The following is a 19,042-nucleotide window of genomic DNA, read 5'->3' on the forward strand; positions in this document are numbered from 1 at the left end:
GTGTTGTGACGGTTCGCCGGAGCGCGTCGGTTTGCCCATCCGCATCAAGATGACACCGGCGTCCGTGGGGAACGAGGCATCGTGAGCGTAGATCGCATCCAGGCTCAGACCGTCCCGGATACGGAGCTCGTGGACGGAAGCTCCCACCTGGTGCAAGACCTCGACGAGCCTTCGATGACCTTCGAGGGCGCCCTCGAGCCTTGGCTCGTGGAGATAACCGAGCTCTCTCCATCGCGAGGGTGTTTCGAAGCCCGCGGTTCGGGGAGCGCAAACCAGGACATGTTGGATGGATGCCGACATCGAATGGCCGCCGAAATGTTTCACGGCGCGGATGTTAACCCCGAACGACCGATCGAATCGAGTCGGTGGAGATCCCGGCGGCGGCGGATCGAAGTGCCCACGGCCTTCGCCCCCTCGTTCCGGTTTCCTCGAGACCACTGGGCTCAGTCCGCGAGGGAATAGCCTCGTTTCGATCGAACGACCCGCTCCTCCTCCTCGAGCTTCAGGAGACCGGACAGGAGGGAGCGTTCGGCAAGCGCATGCATCCCGGGCTCCACGTCGGTGTAGATCTTCGCAACCAGCTCCCCCGGGGTCTGGGCATCTCGAGTGAGCGCCCCGAGAAGCTGCTCTTCCCGGTGCCGCCGGTGATCGATCGCCTTTCGGATGACCCCGCGGCCGTCGAGCACTGGGGGCCCGTGACCGGGATAGAGAGCTCCGGTCGTGACCGTCTCCAGAAAAGAAAGCGAATTCAAATAGGTCGCGAGATGACCATCCGAGGGATCGATGAGTATCGACGATAACGTGGATACGAGATCGCCCACCGCGATGCTGCCATAACGAGTCTCCTGAAAGGCCAAATGGCCGGGCGCGTGGCCGGGAACATGATAGACGCACAGCTTCCAATCATCCTTGCCATCCGGAGCTTTGCCGATCGCGATCGAGTCTCCGTGATCCAGGGCCCGGCCGAAGCGCGTCCCCGGGAGCCTCGTCATACACTCGCGGTGCGCGAAGGCGAGCACGTCGTAGCGGTGCTGCATTTGCGCCAAGGCGCCGACGTGATCCGGGTGGTAGTGGGTGAGTAAGATTCCTTCGAGCTCGCGTCCTTCGCTCACGAGCTCGTCGAGAAAGTCCCAAAGTCTCTCCTGTTCGGTCGGGTCGCGGGGAGACGGATCGACCACGAACAACCTCTCTTCGCCAATTACCAGCGTGTTCGTGTGGGTCGCGGGAAGACGCGTGGGGGTTCGGAGGGGAACGAGCAGGATTCCGGGCGAGAAGTAGATCCGATGGAGCTTCCCGCTTGTGTAGGCTTCCGTCAACGAGCGCACTCGCTGCTCGAGTCCGTCCCGTCCCTTGGTCCACTCGTCGAGAAGAATGACCATGGGCGGTGCCACGTGCATTCGACCCGCACGCCACATCTGGAGCGCCGATGCCGCCCCGACGAACTCGCCCCGCACCAACTCGCCATCCCAGATCTCGACGAGGGCACCGTCCTCGACCGTGGCGCGCAGGAACTGGGTATCGAAGCGTACGGGAGAGAAAGGGGGCGTCGTCATGCGGCAGAGCGGAGCGAAATCGCGAGCGTCGAGGTACCGACCCAACCCCCCGAGAACGGAGGCGAACGAGGTCTTCCCTTCGAGGAGCTCGCGACGCCCTTGCCGCAGCGCTTCGACGCGGGGTCGGGTCACACCGCGCGAGAGAAGAAGTCCGGTCTCTTCGAAAAGCTCGCGGGCGCCGGCGACGATGAACGGAGCCAACGCTTCGTCTTCTAGACCGGCGACGGAAACGAGACCGTCTTCGGAATCGAGTGTCCCGCCGGGAAAAGCGTGAAAGGCTCCAAAGTAACGGAGTTTTGGGCTCCTTTCTACCATCAAGAGCTCGTCGGGTCGGCTCTTCGGGGAAACGACGAGGCTTACCGCTCGGCGCAACATTGCGAGACATTATACGTTCGCGCGCACGCCCGCTCGGCTCATCCCGATTGCCCCCTCCTCACGCATCCGTGTTTCTGAAACACCGGGTGTTGAGCAATTCACAATAAGCCAGCATCTTTTGATGCTTTGTGCTTCCCGTTCGACAACTTATGTGATATAAAGTGCGCGTCGGGAGTCCCCAACCCTCCTTTAGGCTTCCGATTATGTACATCCGCTACTACGGATTCAGCGACAAGCCTTTCAAGCTCACTCAGGATCTGACCTATTATTACGGACCGCCCGTCAATGTGCCCCTGAACGAGCTTCGCTATTCCATCGAAGAGCGACTCGGACTGGCCACGCTAGTGGCCGCACCGGGTATGGGTAAAACCACCCTCCTCCGAAGGCTCGTCGCCAGTTTCAACAATCGCCTGCAGGGGGTTCTGCTCTCCGACGCCTCGTTGAGCGGACAGCCGCTCCTGGTCCAGCTTTCGACCGCCTTGCGACTGCCCCTCGAGAAGCAGCCGTGGCAGAACTTGGCGAGTTTCTTGCGTAACGAAGCGCTGCGACAGAGAAGAGTCGTCCTTCTCATCGACGAGGCTCAAGGTTTACTGGGGGGCCACCTCGACGAGTTACGCTACCTGACCAATCTCGAGATGCGGGGCAGCAAGCTCATGGAGATCATTCTCGCGGGCCAGCCTTCCCTGAACCGAAGGCTGGCCTCGTCGGAGTTCGAGGCGTTACAGCAACGCGTCGCTGTCCGCGCTTCGATCAAACCGTTGGACCTGGCTCACACCGGAGCCTACATCCAGCATCGCCTCCGTGTCGCCGGAGCGAAGAACCCGGGGATGTTCGCGGCCGACGCCGTCCAAATCATTCACGAGAAGTCCTCTGGAGTCCCACGTCTGATCAACACGATCTGCGACCGCTCGTTACTCGTCGGTTTCGCCCATAGTCTCCAGGATATCGCCGCGAGCGTTGTCGAGGACGCGATCGCGGACCTGCAGCTCGCGACTGAAAGCGACTCGGCCCCGTCGAGTACCCGCGCGGGGTCGATTGAAGAGAGCCTCTTGCTACGCATCGGCGCTCAGCTCGAGGTGATCGAAGACAAGCTGGACTCCATGGCTCGGGGCCTCGCGCGAGGCGGTCTCGACCAATCGGGCGACACCGAGAACGTTCGCTTGCGACGGTGGTTGGAGAGCCTTCACGAAGACCCGTCCGAGACCGGACGCGACAGAGTCATCGAAGGCGCACGGCGACCCGTGCGCAAATCCTGACCCGATCCCGCCCTTCCGCCCCGCCCTGCCGAGGTCGGCCACCGCTTGTGGACAGCGAGAGGCAGAGGAGCCCGGCGGTGCAATCACGCAGCGCATCGGCGCGAGCTCTATAATACGCCCCATGATCACTCTGCGAAGCTACGTGCGTGGGGAATGGGAAGCGGGCGTCGGACCTCCACGCCTGGTTCGGCACGCGGTCACCGGAGAAACGATTGCACAGGCTTCGAGCGAAGGGATCGATCTCTCGGCCATGCTCGAGTATGCCCGGACCGTGGGCGGCCCTGCCCTTCGCGCGATGACTTTTCCCGAGCGCGCCTCGATCCTGAAGGAAATCACGGGCGTGCTCAACCAGCATCTCGACGAGCTGCACGCGATCGCGGCCAGTTACGGCGCGACGACGAAGGACGCCCGATTCGACGTGGAGGGTGGAATCGGCACGCTTGCTTTCTATGCAAGCCTGGGCGCCAAGAAGCTCCCCAATTCGTGCTTCCTGGTGGACGGTGACGCCGTGCCGCTCTCGCGGGACGGAAACTTCGTGGGCCGCCACGTCTTCGTGCCGCTCGAGGGCGCGGCGGTTCAGATCAACGCCTACAACTTTCCCTCCTGGGGCATGCTCGAGAAGTTTGCGCCCGCCTTCTTGTCGGGGGTCCCGAGCATCGTGAAGCCGGCGACTCCATCGGCCTGGCTCGCCCATCGATTGGTCGAGATCCTCATCGACTCCCGCGTCGTTCCCGAAGGCACGCTACAGCTCGTATGCGGCTCGGTAGGAGATCTGCTATCCCACCTCACCTGCCAGGACATCGTATGCTTCACCGGTTCTGCTGCGACCGGTGCCGCGATCCGTTCGCACCCGACCATCGTGAAAAACGCCGTGCGCGTCAATATCGAGGCGGATTCCTTGAACTGCATCCTGCTCGGACCCGACGTTACACCGGGCTCCACTTCGTACGATTACTTCCTGAAGGAAATCCTTTCCGAGATGACCGTCAAAGCGGGCCAGAAATGCACCGCCATAAGGCGGGTGCTCGTGCCCGAGGCGCGAGCGTCCGCGGTGGTCGACGCTCTCAAGGATAGCCTGGCGGCGATAAGAGTGGGTGACCCCGGAGAAGAGGGAGTTCGCATGGGCCCCCTCGTCGATGCCGACGCAGTTCGATCGGCACGCGAAGGCATCTCCCGTCTCCGAGAAGAAGCCGAAGTCGTGTTCGGTGACCCGGAAAGGAGCGACTTCGCGTCGCAGGGCGGATTCTTCATGGAGCCCGTGCTGCTGCTGTGTCGCGATCCTCTGCAAGCCAAGGCGATTCACGAAGTCGAGGTCTTTGGACCGGTGGCGACAGTAATCGGCTACGATAGCGTCGAACAGGCACTCGAGCTCGCTCGCCGGGGCAACGGAAGTCTCGTCGCAACGATTTTCAGCGACGATGGGGCATTCGTCCGCGAGGCCACGTTCGCTCTCGCCCCCTACCATGGGCGGCTCATGGTGATGGACGCGAGGTCGGCGCCCGAGTCCACGGGCCACGGCATCGTCATGCCGCACCTGGTCCACGGAGGGCCTGGCCGGGCCGGCGGGGGAGAAGAGCTCGGGGGACTACGAAGCCTCCATCATTACATGCAGCGGGTCGCGCTTCAGGGCGATCCCGAGCGGCTCGAGAAACTCCTCGCATCCGCGCTTTTGGAAACTCAACCTACCGAAAAAAGGAGTTGAAGCACGCATGGCGAAAGACGTCGCTCTATTGGTTTTGCGCCTTTCCGGGTTCGGGCTCGCCTTCGCCCACGGCTGGCAGAAGGTCGCGATGCTGAGCTCGGGAAATGGCGATCGGTTCGTGGCCGGCGTCGAAGCGATCGGCTTTCCGCTGCCGATCGTATTCGCCTGGGCGGCGGCTCTGTCGGAGCTCGTCGGCGGACTCTGTATCGCATTCGGCATCGCCACCCGCGTCGCCGCGAGCTTCGCTGCCTTCACGGTGTTCGTGGCGTCGTTCTTCCGTCACCGATTGCCGCAGCAAATCCTCGTTTGGATGGGAGCGTCGAGCTACCCCGAGGACGTCATCGACGGTTGGGGGAATCCCGAGCGTGCTGCGACTTATTTGCTCATCTTCATCGCCCTGGTTCTGATGGGAGGAGGCGGATTCTCGCTGCAGCGTCTGATCCGAGGCGGCAAAAAGCGACGCTAGCGCCATCGACTCACGCGGTCGAGCGCCTCCTGCTCCCCGATCTCCTCGCCGAGCGGCTCGAGCCGCTCTCGGTGGGCTCCAACCCACTGCAGATCCTCGAGCGTCTCCGTCAGCGAGACGTCCGTTCGAAGGGTGGCGAGCCGCCGATAGAGCCGCACGGCCTCCGCGGCATGTCGAAGCTCGGCGGCCAGATCGTAGGCGCGCCGGGGCTTCACCTTCCAGGTCGAAGCGTTTTCGGGAATGTCCTCGATGTGCGGATAGCAAGTAAGCACTGCCGAGGTGGATTTCTTGCCCCAACCGAAGACGCCGGGAAGCCCGTCGGCGGAATCGCCGACCAGAGCGAGAAAATCGGGTATCGAGCGAGGACGCACCCCGAATTTCCTCTCCACTCCCTCTTCGTCCAGCACCTTGCTTCGCATGCGATCCCAACAGACGATGCGGTCGGAACGCACGCACTGAGTGAGATCCTTGTCCGGCGAGGCGATCACCACTTGCTCGACACGATGGTCCTGCGAAAAGCGGAGAGCGGCGGTGGCGATCGCGTCGTCGGCTTCGAACTCGACCATCGGCCAGGTGACGAGTCCGAGGGCCCGGCTCACGTCTTCCGCGAGATCGAACTGCGCGAGTAGCTCCGGGTCGACGCCCTCGCTCGTCTTGTATCCAGGATAGAGGTCATTGCGGAACGACTCGATGACGTGGTCGAACGCCACGGCGACATGGGTAACGTCTTCACCGGAGAGGAGGAACAAAAAGCTTCGAAGGAGCCCCGCTGCGGCCCCGACCTCGTGGCCAGACGCGCCGGTGCGCTTCGGTGCCCCATAAAAGGCGCGAAAGAGCTCGTAGGTCCCGTCGACGAGATGGACTTTCAAGCGGATCACCTACCACGATAGGATCGCGCGCATGTACCGTCGTGAGCTCATACGCTTTCTTCTGGCGAGCCCAATCGGAGCCGGTGCCGCGGCAGCAGGGTTCAACGGCCAAGAATACCTCATCGAGTCGCCCGACGAGGCGCTCAGCGTCTTCGATTTCCACGAGCTCTCCAAGAGCAAGCTCTCCCCCGCTCACTACGGCTACCTCGCCACCGGGGTCGACGACGATTTGACCCTGAGAGCGAACCGCGAGGCCTTCGCCCGGATCCAGATCCTCGCACGGCGGCTCGTGGATGTGTCTCAGGTCGATCTGTCGATCGAGCTTTTCGGCACGCGCTGGGAAACGCCGATCGTGATCGCTCCCGTGGGAAGCCAGCGGGCCTTTCATCCCGAGGGCGAAGTGGCGGTCGCCCGGGCGGCGCGCCAAGAGTCCCACCTCCAGATCCTTTCGACGATGACGACGGCGTCGGTCGAAGAAGTGACCCGGGCGCGCGGTGGTCCGGTCTGGTATCAGCTCTATCCGACGGCAAGCTGGAAGGTCACCGAGGCACTCGTGAGACGCGCGGAGGCGGCGGGCTGCCCCGCTCTGGTCCTCACCGTGGATCTGCCTGTCATCAGCAATCGTGAGACGGCCGCGAAAATGGCGCGCACCGACTCCCGACAGTGCAGCACGTGCCACGAGGAGGGCCCGACTTACTTTCGACTTCGACGCAAGCCGATGTTCGATGGCCTCGATCTCACCGGCTTGACCGACCTCGATGCTCCCGCACTCACCTGGGACTTCATCCCTCGGCTGAAGCGGATCTCGAGCATGAAAGTGCTCATCAAGGGGATCGTCACCGCCGCCGATGCGAAGCTCGCCGTCGAGAGTGGAGCCGACGGGGTGATCGTATCGAACCACGGGGGACGTGCCGAAGAGAGCGGGCGGGCGACGATCGATTCGCTGCCCGAGGTCGTCGAGGCCGTCGGGTCGCGCGTCCCCGTGCTCGTCGACAGCGGCTTTCGCCGCGGAACGGATGTCTTCAAGGCGCTCGCCCTGGGTGCGAGGGCCGTGTGCGTCGGCCGTCCCTACATCTGGGGTCTTGCGTCCTTCGGCCAGCCGGGGGTCGAATCGGTTCTCGCCATCTTGCGGAACGAATTGGCCCTGGCGATGCGCCTCGCGGGCACCACTTCGATCGAAGCCATCACCCGCGACTATGTCAGGGTCGCTTGAGTCAGAGCTTTCCTTCGGCTCGCTTGTCCTCGGTGTCCCAGTAAGTCTGGTAGAGACGGCGTCGTTCGGCGAGCGTTTTCGCCACGAGCCCTTCCGCCCCGGCAACGTCTCTGGTGTGCAGGACCAAGTCGGCGAGAACCGAGAACGCTTGAGTGCTCTCTCCCGTCTGGAACTCGTCCCCTACCAGGACGAGGAACAGGCGCCTTCGCACGTCGGGCGGCACCCCCTGAACCATCCCGCAAACACCGCCACCGACCGATTGGGTCGTTCGGCTCGCCGCGACCAGGTCGAAATCTCCCTGCTGCAGGCGGAGTGGTTTGTCGTCTCCACCATCGAGCTGTTCGACGGCAAAGCCGAGACGACCGAGCGCCGCTGCCATCGCAGCCTGCTGCTCGCCCGAAAGCGCGACGAGTGCCTTGCCGGCCGAGCCCGCTTCAGCCGCTGTCGCCGGAGTCGTATCCGCCGGAGGCGGAACTTTGTCCACCCTCTGGCCCTTGGGCGCCGTCGAGGTCGTGGCCGAAGGTGAAACGGCAGCCGTAGGTGAGGCGGAGGGCGGAACCGGAGGCTTGGGACTCGCGGTCGGCGGCGCTTTCGCCGCGCCGCCCTTGCCGGGAAGCTTGACCACGCCCTGACACTTGGGACACTTCAGCATGAACGGCGTTGTGGGAACCTTGGCGTCATCGAGAACCAGCCGATTGGAGCAGCGAGGACAGTTCGTCTGCACGTCTTACCTCTCGATCAAGTTGTCCATCTCGGAGCCAGCGGTACGAGCTGTCGCCGCGCTTCCGCCGTTGCCCCCTCCCGACTCCATCGAGAGCTTGAGCCTCAGGTTGGCCGGGTTGGTGGCGTAGGAGAGCGCTTGGTCGAGGTCGAGAGTTCCCGAATCGATCAATCGCTTCAACTCGGAATCGAAAGTCTGCATGCCTTCGAGCCCTCCGTCTTGCATCGCGTCGAGCAGAGTCTTGCCTTCCTGCTCGCCGTCGCGGATGTACTCGCTGGTTCGAGGCGTTCGGCGCAATATCTCGCAAACGGCCATCCGGCCGCCACCCGGCTTCGGGATTAGACGTTGGCTCACGATCCACTTGAAGCACTGGGAGAAGCGCAGCCGGACCTGGCGTTCGTCGTTCTTGGGAAACACCCCCACCAACCGGTCGATGGTCTTGGAGGCGTCGATGGTATGGAGCGTGGACAGAACGAGGTGGCCGGTCTCGGCCGCTTCGAGCGCCGTGGAGATGGTCTCCACGTCGCGCATCTCGCCGACCATGATGACCTTGGGCGCCTGGCGCAGAGCGGCACGAAGGGCGAGGGCAAAGCTCTGGGTATCGGCCCCGAGCTCGCGTTGATTGATCGTGGCCTTCAGACTCGGATAGAGATACTCGATGGGGTCCTCGATGGTGATGATGTGAATCGCCTTTTCCTGATTCATCCGATTGATCAGGGCCGCGAGCGTCGTCGATTTGCCCGATCCGGTAGGACCGGTAACGAGCACGATCCCGTTTCGCTCTCGAGTAATCTCACTCAGTTGAGACGGAAGTCCCAGATCCTCGACGGTCGGGATCTTGTTGGGAATGACTCGCAGCACCACGGAATACGACCCGCGCTGGAGAAAGACGTTCACCCGAAAACGCGTCTTCTGCGCCAGCGAATAGGACAGATCGACCGAGCCGGTTCGCAGAAGTTTCGCCATGAGATCTCGATTCCCCTTGAGGAGCCGCATCGCGACCAGCTCGGTCTGATAGGGAGCCAGCCGCTCGATACCCGCGTAGGGAACGCCACGGAGCTGGCCCTCGACCTCGACCTGGGGAGGCTTACCCACGGACAAGTTCAGGTCGGAGATCGCTGGCGCGGCGTCCAACATGTTCGACAGCAGAGGGTTTATGTCGAAATAAGCCATGGCCGAGGAGCCTCCATGGGAGCTTTCGTTTTCGTTTGGAAGTAGCTTTGATTATATCATGAACATCGCACCGACGAACGGGCAGTGAAATGACCGAGTCCATACCCTTTGCCGGATGTTTCACGAGTGGGAGAGGAGCCCCGTGGGTGTTTCTCGGGATCGCCGACGATACGCAGTCCTCGTTCCTCCGGGGGGCGGCGGCGGCGCCCGATGCCATCCGCCGCGCCTATGACGGGCGTTGCTTCAACGCCACGACGGAATCGGGGATCGACCTGTCCGCTCGGGTGGTAGATGACGGAAACCTCCGGCCGGGCGACTCGTGGCCGGCGAGCGCGCGCGAATACGAGCGGCGAGTGAAGGAGATCTTGCAAAGCGGCGACACCCCCTTCATCGCCGGTGGGGATCACGCGGTGAGCGTGCCCGCCCTTCGAGCCTTCGAAGAACTGGGACGTCCCATCCATGTGGTCCAGATCGACGCCCATCCGGACCTTTATCGCGAGTTCGAAGGAAATCCCGATTCACACGCCTGCGTGGCGGCGCGGTTACTGGAGATGGAGCACATCGCGACGGTAACGCAAGTGGGGATTCGCACCATGAACCCGGAGCAGCGCGAGCAGCAGGAGGCGTTCTCGGAACGTCTCATCGTCCACGAAGCTCGCCGGCTCGAGGGCACCCTGCCTCGTTTGGATCACATCCCGGCTGGCGCGGCTGTGTACCTGACCGTGGATATGGACGGCTTCGACCCGGCGTACGCCCCAGGTGTATCCCACCCGGTACCGGGGGGGCTCAGCTCGCGCCAGGTGCTGGATCTCATCCAGAGCGGTCACTGGACGCTCGTCGGGATGGATGTGGTCGAGGTCAACCCCTCGCGAGACGTCCATCAACGGACGGCGATCCTCGCGGCACGGCTGCTTCACGAGGGGATGGGCTACGCGGCTCGCTAGGCTGATGGAAGCTTCAGCCCATCTTGCCGGTCACCTCAGCTCGCCCAAGGTGCCACTCTCTCCGGCTCGCTGCAGGTTGACCTGCCGGTTGATTCGCGTCCGGTAAACGTCGGCCATGACGCCGAGCACGCTCCCGCCAATTCCCCCCAGCACGCCGCCGCCGACTCCCAAACCAATGGCTAGATTCAGCGCCTCGTCGCCGAGCCAGGACAAGACGAGCGGCGGCAGCGAAAAGGCGATCATCGCCAGAGTTGCGATCCCGAGCCAACCCCACAGCTTGAGGTTTCTCAGGCTCTCGCGTGCCCGTGCAACTTCGGCCGATTCCCCTGACGCTCGGTGCTCCGGCTCCACCATGGAGCGCCGCATCGCCCAGTGGAAAAAACCCAGCTCGAGACCGGCCATGACACTGAAGAAAAGCATCCACCACGGCCCTCCCTCTCGAAGCATGCCGAGGATAGTGGCCGTCAAAAGGAGCCCCCACAAGAGCCCCACACCCATCCAGGCACGCTGCAACGATGAAGGAAGGACGTCTCGGCGCTCGAGAGTCGCCGTGCGAACGGGTCCCTGCTGCACTGGCTGCCAACCGGGATCCTTGGCGGCTAGAAGCGGCATGGCCAGGGCAAACCACAGGGGGAAGAAGGCCATCCAGAGGTAATAGGCCATCGCGAGCTGCAGTCCGACGTGCAACACGAGGAAGACCGCCAGGGCTGCCGCGGTTCCGAGCCACAAGCGGCGTTTCAGCCGCGAGATCGCCTTCATGCGGGCCGAGTCGTCACCCGAAGACGACTTGACGGGCCAGGCCGTGGCCAGAACCGCCGGAAAGCCGATCATCACCGCTGTGAATAGCCGTTCGAAAGTTTCCATCACCTTACTCCTTCGACCATACGACCCGAGTCTCCTCGCGAAGCATCGACTCCAGCTCATTGCGAGTCAGTCCCGCGAGTCGGGCGTCGGACACCAACTCTCGGATCGACCGCCCGATGCGTTCACGAAGGCTTCGCTGGGCCACATCGGGGTCTTCCCGGGCGGAACGCACCAGCGTCCCCCGTCCTCGAACCGTTCGGACCAGGCCATCGGCCTCCAGCAACCGGTAAGCCCGGGCCACCGTGTTCATGTTCACGCCAAGGTCGGCCGCGAGCTGGCGCACGGTGGGCAGAGACTGTCCCGGAGTCACGCTGCCGTGGGCGATCGCCTGTCGAACACCCGCACGAACCTGCTCCGCCAGAGGAACGGGTGAATCCAGGTCGATCGAGATCATAAACTATTTGTATCATACAATGATACAAATGGCTAGCGGGGTCTCGTTCGCACCCTCAGTGCAATCACCCCGAAAGCGAGGCTCCAGAAAGGCCAGAGCGGCTGGATCACGACTCCTGCCACTGCCAGGAGTGCAACGGCGGCCAGGAGCACGAGCCGGCCGTACAAATAGTTACGGACGTTGGCGCCCGTCGAGAGCAGATAGAAGTCGGTCGGAAGAAAGACGAGGAGCAGCTCGTTGAATCGAAGCTCTGGCAGGACCGAGACTGCGGCAGCCGCCAAGAGAAACAACCCGAGCCCCCCGAGCGTGAGCGCACCTATCGCTCGCGCCAGTCCTGCTTGTCCGAGGAAACCGGCGGCCGCGTGAACCACGAGAAAAGCGACGACGAGCCACCAGAGTACCCTACGGGAGCCGGCTGGGTCGGCCCGGTCGATTGGTCCTCGGCGCTCGTACAGGAGCTCGGCTGGCGCTCCCAGGTCGATCTCGACGGCCCGGCGCAGCACTTCGGGAATGAACATGGCCTCGAACGCGTTGATTCGCCGATCCGCCCAACGCCCCATGATGAGGTCGGTCAATGGCACGAGGACAGCGTGAAAGCTCCCCAGGCCCTCGACGGCGTAGTCTCGGTACGTCGGTGCGTGGTCGACTCGGGAGCGTCGGAGAGCGCCTCCGGTCGCGGCGTCGATGTGATCCCGGGGCCTCGTCGAGCAGTTCTCGAGGAAATGGTTATAGATGTATACGCGCTTCTCGAAAGAAGCGTCCTCGGCAAGCGCGGCGGCGAGCGCCGCGACCGCCTCCGGGGCGAGCGGCAACGCTTGCCGGTAGATCGTACGGTCGTCGCTCTCGAAAGAGAGCACGGTGCTCGCGAGGTCGGAGACGGAGACCCAGAACTCCGCGCGCCCGCGAACCACTTCCCAGCCGAGTCCGATGGGACGGGAGAAGTCCGAAGTCCCGTAGTTGTAGCAGACGCCGCCAGCGGGAAGGTCCGAGGCGACGACGCACAAGGCGGCGTGACCGAACTTGGAGAAGAGCACGTCGCCCGGCCCCATAGTGTAGAGGTCGATACGCGGTGATTCGCCGCTGGCGCCCCCGGGTGCGAGAAGCGCGATAGCGAAGAGAATCGACCGAGCTCGATCGACCGTCAAGGGCAAGCTCTCGAAGACCCGGAGCGGCGGGGTTGGATCGCGACGCTCAGCCCGACCACCGCCGCCGCGAGCAGCCACCCCCCGAGGACGTCCACCGCATAGTGGAACCTCCCGTAAACCGTGGCGGTGACTAGGCCCAAGTACACTGGGAGCAGCCAGGCGAACAGCCTGCGCTCATGGCGAAATGCCTCGAGCAGAACGACGGTCGAGATGGAGACGTGCGAGCTCGGGAAGGCACCCCCGCGCGCGCCACCCCGCTCGGAGACGAAATGGACCAGCTCGTAGAAGAAGCTGCCTCGGAGCGGCGTCTCGAGCGGGTCGAAACGATAGAAAGGACTATCGACGGGAAAGAGGATGTAGAAGAGATAACTCGACGCGAACGTTACGGAAACGAGCCAAAGCAGCTCGTCGAAGGCTTGCTTCCGTCCTCCGAAGTACCATCGGCCGCCCACAAGGGGAACGAGAAGCAAGTAGGCGAAGTAGCAGAAATGCAGATACTCGGAGAGTGGAATGTAAGGCAGCGCTTCGCTCAGGTAGAGGCTCGGATGGCCTCGAAACGTCGCGACCTCGATGTTCACCAGGATATCCGTCAGCCCCCAGTTTCCGACCACCGAGGCGAATCGCTCGACTTCTTTGTAGAGAAGAGGGAAGATCATCACCGGGTACCAATCGCGAAGGAATCGCACTCCCACGGGCAGCCGCTCGGGAAGAAACCGCAAACCGTAGAGGAGGCAGGCTCCGACTATGTGAATCAGGAGGACCATCTCCCACTGGGGAAGATTCACCCGGTAGACCGCGGCGAGAAACGCGGTCACGATCAAATACACGACGATGACGTCGTCGGTTCGATATCGACTCGTCACCGCGCTATGTTAACCCCGTTGCCCCGAGACCGAATCGAGAACCGTAAGGGCTCACGTATCGATCGAACGTTCGCTGGACTGGCTGCGGTTTTCCGCGAACGCCGCCCTGACGAAGCGAGATAAGGACGCCATGAAAGGAAGGCTCTCTCTATCGATCGGATCGTGTGGGCTCCTTCTGGCCTTTTGGGGGCTGTACAAGGACTGGGGGCTCATCGCTCAGCCGTTCTATGCCTGGGCCTGGTGGAGCTACCTGTTGTGCCTCGATGGTTTCGTCCAGATCCGGACCGGTGGCTCGCTCATGACGAGCCGGCGGCCGCTCCTCCTCCCCGTCCTCCTGTGGTCGACCACGTTCTGGAGCTTTTTCGAGCTCTTGAACCTGAGACTCCAGAACTGGTACTACGTAGAGGTCTTCGGAAGAGGAGACGAGGTGGACGTCCTCGCCGGTGGCCTCTTCGGTATCGTCTGCTTCGCCACGGTCCTGACCGGGCTGTTCGAAACCCACGACGCGCTCGGAGCGCTCGGCCTGTTCCGGGGTCTTCGATCGAAGCCCAGAAAGCTCCCCTCATGGTTGCCTAACGCGTTACAGGGGTTGGGCGTGGCCATGATCGTCACCGCGCTCGTATTTCCCTACTACCTGGGTCCACTCGTTTGGGGAAGCTTGAGCCTGGTCCTCGATCCATGGAACTACCGTCGTGGCGCTCGCTCGCTCCTCGCGGACTGGGAGGGGGGGCGCATCCAGGTGCCTCTGCGCCTGCTCGTTGCCGGATTCCTCTGCGGTCTCGTGTGGGAGAGTTTCAACTTTCTCGCCCCTCAGAAATGGCTCTACACCGTGCGCGGGCTCGAAGGAATGAAACTCTTCGAGATGCCGCTTCTGGGATTTCTGGGCTTCCCCGCCCTGGCGATCGATGCCTTTGCGATGTTCTCGGCGGTGTCTTTCACGTTCCATGGTAACGAGACGTGGGAACCGCGGACCCGCGTCCCGCGAGGACCGCGATTGTCTTTAATAATGGCCACGTTACCCATTCACGTCGTCTTCTGGCTCTCGGTCACGCTCGCGATCAAGGATGCCAACGTCGGCTCGATCGAGCTCCGCCTCTCTCATCTCCAGAACTTGTCGAGCGAGTCGATTGCATCGCTTGCCGAGATCGGGATCGAGAGACCGCGGCAACTGCTGCGGGCGTTGGAAGATCCAAGCGAGCGTGATGGACTGCCGATTCCGGAGGACGTCCGCCCGGCGCTGATCGAGGAGATCCACCTGCTGACCTTCAAGGGAATCGGATTCCATCACGGAACGCTCCTGCAAAACTCCGGAGTCGCGACCGTCAAAGCCCTGAGTGCGTCCGACCCCGAGCGGCTCTACCTGGAGCTCACCGCGAATCGGCGGAAAGATGCGTTTCCCACACTCAGACCGGAGCACGTTCGTCTCTGGGTAGACGCCGCCCGCTATGCCGTCGAACGGGAAGCGCTAGCGACGACAACGGCACGGTGAGCGAAGGTGAGAATCTCCGAGCCCGCCGTTCGTTCGCAAAGTCGAGGAAGCTGGTAGACTGCGCGGATCTTGATTGCTCCGATGCTGCTCCTGACCATCGTTGGACTGGTGACCGCCACTCAAGCACAGGCTCCCGAGAGCCCTCAGGCAACGACTCGCCAGGAGCTTCTCAGACTCGCCCGGGAGCGGAAGAGAAACGAAGTCCGGCCGCCCGAACAATCGCAAGTCGAGAAGCAGTTCCTGAAACTGGACAAAGCGGAGACACCCACGATCGCCGACTGGAACTGGAACGGCTTCTATCCTCGGGTGGCCTGGCCCAGTCGCGGCTCGGGCGCCGCTCTGGGGGTGCGGTACTGGGAGCCGGACTTCCTCGGACCAGTCGATGCCGCGGGCGCGGCCTTCTACTCCTGGAGAGGCTATCAACACTACGACGTTCAATTCGGGCTGATGCCTCACATCGGTCGTCAGATCCCCGGGCGTTCGTGGAAAGGCGATGACGTCTACGAGCTTGGCGACCGACGGCCCCGGATGGGAAACATTCCGCTCTACGCGACCTTTCGTTACCGCTATCTTCCCGAAGAGGATTTCTACGGCATCGGCCCGGACGCTAGTCTCGAAAACCGAACGAGCTATCTCCAGAAGGAAACCCGCTTCTATCTACGAACGGGCGTGCAGCTCGGTCGCAACGTGGCGCTGGGCGCGACCGGCGGCCTCCAATGGAACGAGCTCGATTCCGGCCGATCGACGCGCTATCCCTCGATCGAAACTCTCTTCGACGACACCGAGGCACCCCGCCTCGATGATGCGCCCGACTATGTGCGTTATGGCGGGCAGGTGTTCGTCGACCTTCGCGACGAGCCTGGTAACCCCCACCGCGGCCTCATGGTCGGCGCCTCGCTCGAGCGTTTCGACGACCGGGAAGACGGCCCAGGGGACTTCGAGCGCTTCGGCATCGATGTCCGCGGTTTCCTCCCCCTCGGCTCTCGACAGCGCGTTCTTGCGCTCCGGTCCGCGGTCAACATCGATCGGCCAGAAACGGGCGCACGCGTTCCCTTCTTCATGCAGCAGTCGCTGGGCGGGAGCCACACGCTTCGCGGCTTCGATAGCTTCCGCTTCCGCGGCGAGAAACTACTCTTGATGCAAGCCGAGTACCGATGGGAGCCGGTCGCCTTCTGGGAGCTGCTCGTTTTCAGCGATGCCGGCACGGTCAGCCAGGCCACGAGCGAGCTCGATCTCTCGACGCTCGAGTGGGACTACGGGTTCGGCACGAGATTCAAGAGCTATCGCGACGTCGTGATTCGACTCGAGATTGCCTTCAGCCGAGAAACCACACGTTACTACGTCCGGGGGTCGTCGTCATTTTGAAAACCATCCTGCCCCTTCTCTTGTCCGCGGCGCTCCTTCCCCGCTTCTACCCGGACGACCCCATCGTCGTCGACAACGACCGCCTGCCGATCGCCAAGCCCGAACCGATCGAGTTGAGTGCCACATACGACCTGCTGGAGAACACGTTCGCCCAGGATCCGCCCGCACGCCCGATCCCGCGAGCGATGAACGTCAACACCCTGGGGGAGGTTCCCGATTCGAGCTGGTTCACGAACCGCATCGGGATGAAGGAAATGAGCATCGAGGAGCTTTCGCGAGGGCCGGATATCGGCGGTCCGCCGGACACCGCCAGGCCGATCATTATCGTCTCGGCCAAGCGCAGCGGAATCACGCCCGGCTTCACCGTACGCGACGCGCGCGGGAACGTGTATTTCCTCAAGTTCGATCCCCGCGAGCACCCGAACCTCTCGACCGGGGCCGACGTGATCTCGAAGAACTTCTTTCACGCCATCGGGTACAACGTCCCCGAAGCTTACATCGTCTACCTCAACGCCGAGCTCCTCGAGATCGGCCCCTTGGCGACGATCGCGCTTCCGGGAGGCAAGACCGCCCCGATGGATCGCGAGTACCTGAGGTTCATGCTCGAAAATGCCGCCAGGGGACCGGACGGTAACGTTCGCGCCGTGGCGAGCCTACTCGTCCCCGGTGAGGTGATCGGCCCGTTCGAGTTTTACGGCACGCGTCCCGACGATCCCAACGACATCTTTCCTCACGAGCACCGGCGCGAACTTCGCGGGTACCGTGTTTTTGCATCCTGGCTCAACCATGACGACTGCCGCGCCATCAATACTCTCGATACTTTCATTACCAACGGGGAGGACGGGGGGTACCTGCGTCATTACCTCATCGACTTCGGCTCCACGCTGGGAAGCGGCTCGGATTATCTGCAGAGAATCGCCCCTCAGGATCCGCGCGGGGGAAACGAGTATCTCATCGATCTCGAATCGATCTGGAAGGCCGCTTATACGTTCGGCGTCTGGGACCGAGCCTGGCGCAGCGTCGAATACCCCTATCCGCGTTACGCCGAGGTTGGGCGGATCGAGGCGGATTTCTTCGAGCCTCGGAGATGGAAGCCCGAGTACCCCAATCGGGCGTTCGATCACATGCTCGCCGACGATGCCTTCTGGGCCGCCAAGATCGTGGCGAGATTCACCGACGAAGCGATTCGCGGAATCGTGAAGACCGGCGACTACTTGTCGAAGGAAGCCGCAAATTATCTCGCCGATACGCTCATCCGGCGACGAGACAAGGTCGTGTCCTACTACTTCGGCCGCCTGAACCCGCTCGATGCGTTCCACGTCGAAGGCCGAGAGCTCGTTTTCACGAATCTCGGAGAAGAGAGTGGGCTCGCGGCGGTCGAGGCGTACGAGTACGAGTGGTTCGTTTTCGACAACGAGAGCGGAGCTCGCAACCCCGTCGGATCCCAGGGCGAGACGCGATCGGCGCGGATCGCGATTCCCGAGAGCGCGGCGGACTACCTTATGGCTCGTATTTACACGCGCACTCCCGGTCAGCCGTTGTGGGGGCTGGCCGTGGACGTCACCATTCGGAACGGGGCCGTGATTGGAATCGACCGGGAGATCCCCGAGTGAATCGATACTTGAAGGCGCTCGAGGAGATTCCATGCGGTGAGACGCGCTCTTTCCAGGAGCTCGCAGCGATGGCGGGCGCACCCGGAACCGCCCGAGCCGCCGGTCGCGCCGTCGCCGGATGCGACACCTCGTCCGAGCTTCCGTGGCATCGCGTGGTTCGCGCCGACGGTCGCCCCGGGGCCTCACCTCGCGCGGAAACGCAACGCCGGCGCCTCAAAAAAGAAGGAGCGCGACCCCGACGTTCGGAATCCCTCAGTGGATGGGTTGCGCGGCTGGGCGTGAGATTCGTGGGGCACTATCTGACGCGAGAATACGCGACCGTTTCCCAGCTCGGCGCGTTGAGATGGAACGCGGACCGGGTTGAGCCACTTCGTGACGAAGAGTCGGTGCTTGCCCGGGGATTCAGACCCCTGGGCTCGGGTGAGTCTCCTCCAGTTGCTCTGCCGGAGCCACGGCGCGTGCATCGCTCCAGCCGGGGCTCGGGGCTCGAAGAACGACTCGGCCGTATCAGCTGGAAGCGAGCCCGACGAGAGCTCGCCGAGTGCGGATTCTCTCGATTGCAGAAGCTTCTGAGCGCCTCGGAATGCTCATCGATTCTCTCGGAGTCGTCCGACCCATCGCGTTTCGAGCGCAGCGTGAACATGGCGCCGCGCGGATACGGCATCGGAGCCTATCATTACTACCGGGAGCCATTGCCCGAGCCGCTCGGACGTCTGCGGCATCGCTTGTATGAGTCGATCGCTCCGCCGGATTATCCCACCGATCTATTCGAGTTCTGGCAACGCTGTCGCGACCGCGGGCAGAATCGGCCGTCCTCCATCCTCATCGGCTACGAGCAAGGCGGGATCAATCATTTGCACCGCGACATCTACGGCCCGGTATGGTTTCCCTATCAGGCTCTGGTGATGCTCTCGAGACGCGAGCGTGATTTCGAGGGCGGAGAGTTTCTCCTCGAGAACGAGGGCAGCATCTCGAATATTCCCGTATCCGAGGGCGACGTCGTGATCTTCTGCAGTCGACCGCAGCGCCATGGAATG

At 62.9% G+C, this 19,042-nt stretch carries 18 protein-coding genes; 9 read left to right on the top strand and 9 right to left on the bottom strand.

Features of this window, described 5'->3' with window-relative positions:
* On the bottom strand, nucleotides 1–324 hold a 324-nt coding region (locus VEK15_24080; GenBank protein HXV63800.1), incomplete at its 3' end, for a hypothetical protein.
* A 119-nt stretch (nucleotides 325–443) separates the two neighbouring features.
* The gene (locus VEK15_24085) at nucleotides 444–1,928 is read right to left on the bottom strand and encodes an MBL fold metallo-hydrolase (protein HXV63801.1); all 1,485 of its coding nucleotides are present in this window, start codon (nucleotides 1,926–1,928) and stop codon (nucleotides 444–446) included.
* A gap of 203 nt (nucleotides 1,929–2,131) precedes the next feature.
* On the opposite strand from VEK15_24085, the gene VEK15_24090 reads away from it, so the two are divergent.
* From VEK15_24090 to VEK15_24100, 3 genes are all read left to right on the top strand, one after another.
* Nucleotides 2,132–3,184: an AAA family ATPase gene (locus VEK15_24090; protein HXV63802.1), complete on the top strand. Its 1,053-nt coding sequence runs from the start codon at nucleotides 2,132–2,134 to the stop codon at nucleotides 3,182–3,184.
* A gap of 121 nt (nucleotides 3,185–3,305) precedes the next feature.
* Complete coding sequence (gene paaZ, locus VEK15_24095; GenBank protein ID HXV63803.1) at nucleotides 3,306–4,886, top strand: phenylacetic acid degradation bifunctional protein PaaZ; 1,581 nt, start codon at nucleotides 3,306–3,308, stop codon at nucleotides 4,884–4,886.
* Nucleotides 4,887–4,893: 7 nt separating this feature from the next.
* Nucleotides 4,894–5,352: a DoxX family protein gene (locus VEK15_24100; protein HXV63804.1), complete on the top strand. Its 459-nt coding sequence runs from the start codon at nucleotides 4,894–4,896 to the stop codon at nucleotides 5,350–5,352.
* On the opposite strand, the gene VEK15_24105 is transcribed toward VEK15_24100, so the two are convergent.
* A complete protein-coding gene (locus tag VEK15_24105) occupies nucleotides 5,349–6,230 on the bottom strand; it encodes a 5'-3' exonuclease H3TH domain-containing protein (protein HXV63805.1) in 882 nt (293 codons plus the stop codon). The genes VEK15_24100 and VEK15_24105 overlap by 4 nt on opposite strands.
* Nucleotides 6,231–6,252: 22 nt before the next feature.
* On the opposite strand from VEK15_24105, the gene VEK15_24110 reads away from it, so the two are divergent.
* Nucleotides 6,253–7,434 (top strand): alpha-hydroxy acid oxidase, encoded by a 1,182-nt coding sequence (locus tag VEK15_24110; GenBank protein HXV63806.1) that lies wholly within the window; start codon nucleotides 6,253–6,255, stop codon nucleotides 7,432–7,434.
* Between the two features lies 1 nt (nucleotide 7,435).
* Here VEK15_24110 and VEK15_24115 read toward each other — a convergent pair whose 3' ends face one another.
* Entirely contained in the window at nucleotides 7,436–8,158 is a 723-nt protein-coding gene (locus VEK15_24115) for a zinc-ribbon domain-containing protein (GenBank protein ID HXV63807.1), read from the bottom strand.
* Nucleotides 8,159–8,161: 3 nt separating this feature from the next.
* Entirely contained in the window at nucleotides 8,162–9,328 is a 1,167-nt protein-coding gene (locus tag VEK15_24120) for a PilT/PilU family type 4a pilus ATPase (GenBank protein HXV63808.1), read from the bottom strand.
* 146 nt (nucleotides 9,329–9,474) lie between these two features.
* Between VEK15_24120 and VEK15_24125 the strand changes: the two genes are divergently transcribed.
* Complete coding sequence (locus VEK15_24125) at nucleotides 9,475–10,272, top strand: arginase family protein (protein ID HXV63809.1); 798 nt, start codon at nucleotides 9,475–9,477, stop codon at nucleotides 10,270–10,272.
* Between the two features lie 30 nt (nucleotides 10,273–10,302).
* Here the strand turns inward: VEK15_24125 and VEK15_24130 are convergent, their stop codons facing one another.
* From VEK15_24130 to VEK15_24145, 4 genes are read right to left on the bottom strand one after another with little or no spacing between them, the layout of a single operon-like run.
* The gene (locus VEK15_24130; protein HXV63810.1) at nucleotides 10,303–11,136 is read right to left on the bottom strand and encodes a hypothetical protein; all 834 of its coding nucleotides are present in this window, start codon (nucleotides 11,134–11,136) and stop codon (nucleotides 10,303–10,305) included.
* Nucleotides 11,137–11,140: 4 nt separating this feature from the next.
* A complete protein-coding gene (locus VEK15_24135) occupies nucleotides 11,141–11,530 on the bottom strand; it encodes a GntR family transcriptional regulator (protein HXV63811.1) in 390 nt (129 codons plus the stop codon).
* Between the two features lie 32 nt (nucleotides 11,531–11,562).
* Nucleotides 11,563–12,675 carry a DUF4105 domain-containing protein gene (locus VEK15_24140; protein ID HXV63812.1) on the bottom strand — a complete coding sequence of 371 codons (1,113 nt, stop codon included), beginning with the start codon at nucleotides 12,673–12,675 and terminating at the stop codon, nucleotides 11,563–11,565.
* A complete protein-coding gene (locus VEK15_24145) occupies nucleotides 12,672–13,538 on the bottom strand; it encodes a phosphatase PAP2 family protein (protein ID HXV63813.1) in 867 nt (288 codons plus the stop codon). The genes VEK15_24140 and VEK15_24145 overlap by 4 nt, the downstream gene beginning before the upstream one ends.
* A gap of 130 nt (nucleotides 13,539–13,668) precedes the next feature.
* Between VEK15_24145 and VEK15_24150 the strand changes: the two genes are divergently transcribed.
* The 4 genes from VEK15_24150 to VEK15_24165 all read left to right on the top strand — a co-directional run.
* Nucleotides 13,669–15,027: a DUF4332 domain-containing protein gene (locus VEK15_24150; protein ID HXV63814.1), complete on the top strand. Its 1,359-nt coding sequence runs from the start codon at nucleotides 13,669–13,671 to the stop codon at nucleotides 15,025–15,027.
* A gap of 81 nt (nucleotides 15,028–15,108) precedes the next feature.
* On the top strand, nucleotides 15,109–16,392 hold the full coding sequence (locus VEK15_24155) for a BamA/TamA family outer membrane protein (GenBank protein HXV63815.1): 1,284 nt from the start codon (nucleotides 15,109–15,111) through the stop codon (nucleotides 16,390–16,392).
* A complete protein-coding gene (locus VEK15_24160; GenBank protein HXV63816.1) occupies nucleotides 16,389–18,005 on the top strand; it encodes a hypothetical protein in 1,617 nt (538 codons plus the stop codon). Before VEK15_24155 ends, VEK15_24160 begins: the two co-directional genes overlap by 4 nt.
* On the top strand, nucleotides 18,002–19,042 hold a 1,041-nt coding region (locus VEK15_24165), incomplete at its 3' end, for a 2OG-Fe(II) oxygenase (GenBank protein ID HXV63817.1). The genes VEK15_24160 and VEK15_24165, both read left to right, overlap by 4 nt.

The organism is Vicinamibacteria bacterium (assembly GCA_035620555.1).
GTDB lineage: Bacteria > Acidobacteriota > Vicinamibacteria > Marinacidobacterales > SMYC01 > DASPGQ01.

What these genes read in the sequence shown, in the direction of transcription:
- VEK15_24085 (HXV63801.1), bottom strand. Translation starts at nt 1,928, where the DNA reads ATGTTGCGCCGAGCGGTAAGCCTCGTCGTTTCCCCGAAGAGCCGACCC.
- VEK15_24090 (HXV63802.1), top strand. Translation starts at nt 2,132, where the DNA reads ATGTACATCCGCTACTACGGATTCAGCGACAAGCCTTTCAAGCTCACT.
- paaZ (HXV63803.1), top strand. Translation starts at nt 3,306, where the DNA reads ATGATCACTCTGCGAAGCTACGTGCGTGGGGAATGGGAAGCGGGCGTC.
- VEK15_24100 (HXV63804.1), top strand. Translation starts at nt 4,894, where the DNA reads ATGGCGAAAGACGTCGCTCTATTGGTTTTGCGCCTTTCCGGGTTCGGG.
- VEK15_24110 (HXV63806.1), top strand. Translation starts at nt 6,253, where the DNA reads ATGTACCGTCGTGAGCTCATACGCTTTCTTCTGGCGAGCCCAATCGGA.
- VEK15_24120 (HXV63808.1), bottom strand. Translation starts at nt 9,328, where the DNA reads ATGGCTTATTTCGACATAAACCCTCTGCTGTCGAACATGTTGGACGCC.
- VEK15_24130 (HXV63810.1), bottom strand. Translation starts at nt 11,136, where the DNA reads ATGGAAACTTTCGAACGGCTATTCACAGCGGTGATGATCGGCTTTCCG.
- VEK15_24135 (HXV63811.1), bottom strand. Translation starts at nt 11,530, where the DNA reads ATGATCTCGATCGACCTGGATTCACCCGTTCCTCTGGCGGAGCAGGTT.
- VEK15_24150 (HXV63814.1), top strand. Translation starts at nt 13,669, where the DNA reads ATGAAAGGAAGGCTCTCTCTATCGATCGGATCGTGTGGGCTCCTTCTG.
- VEK15_24155 (HXV63815.1), top strand. Translation starts at nt 15,109, where the DNA reads ATGCTGCTCCTGACCATCGTTGGACTGGTGACCGCCACTCAAGCACAG.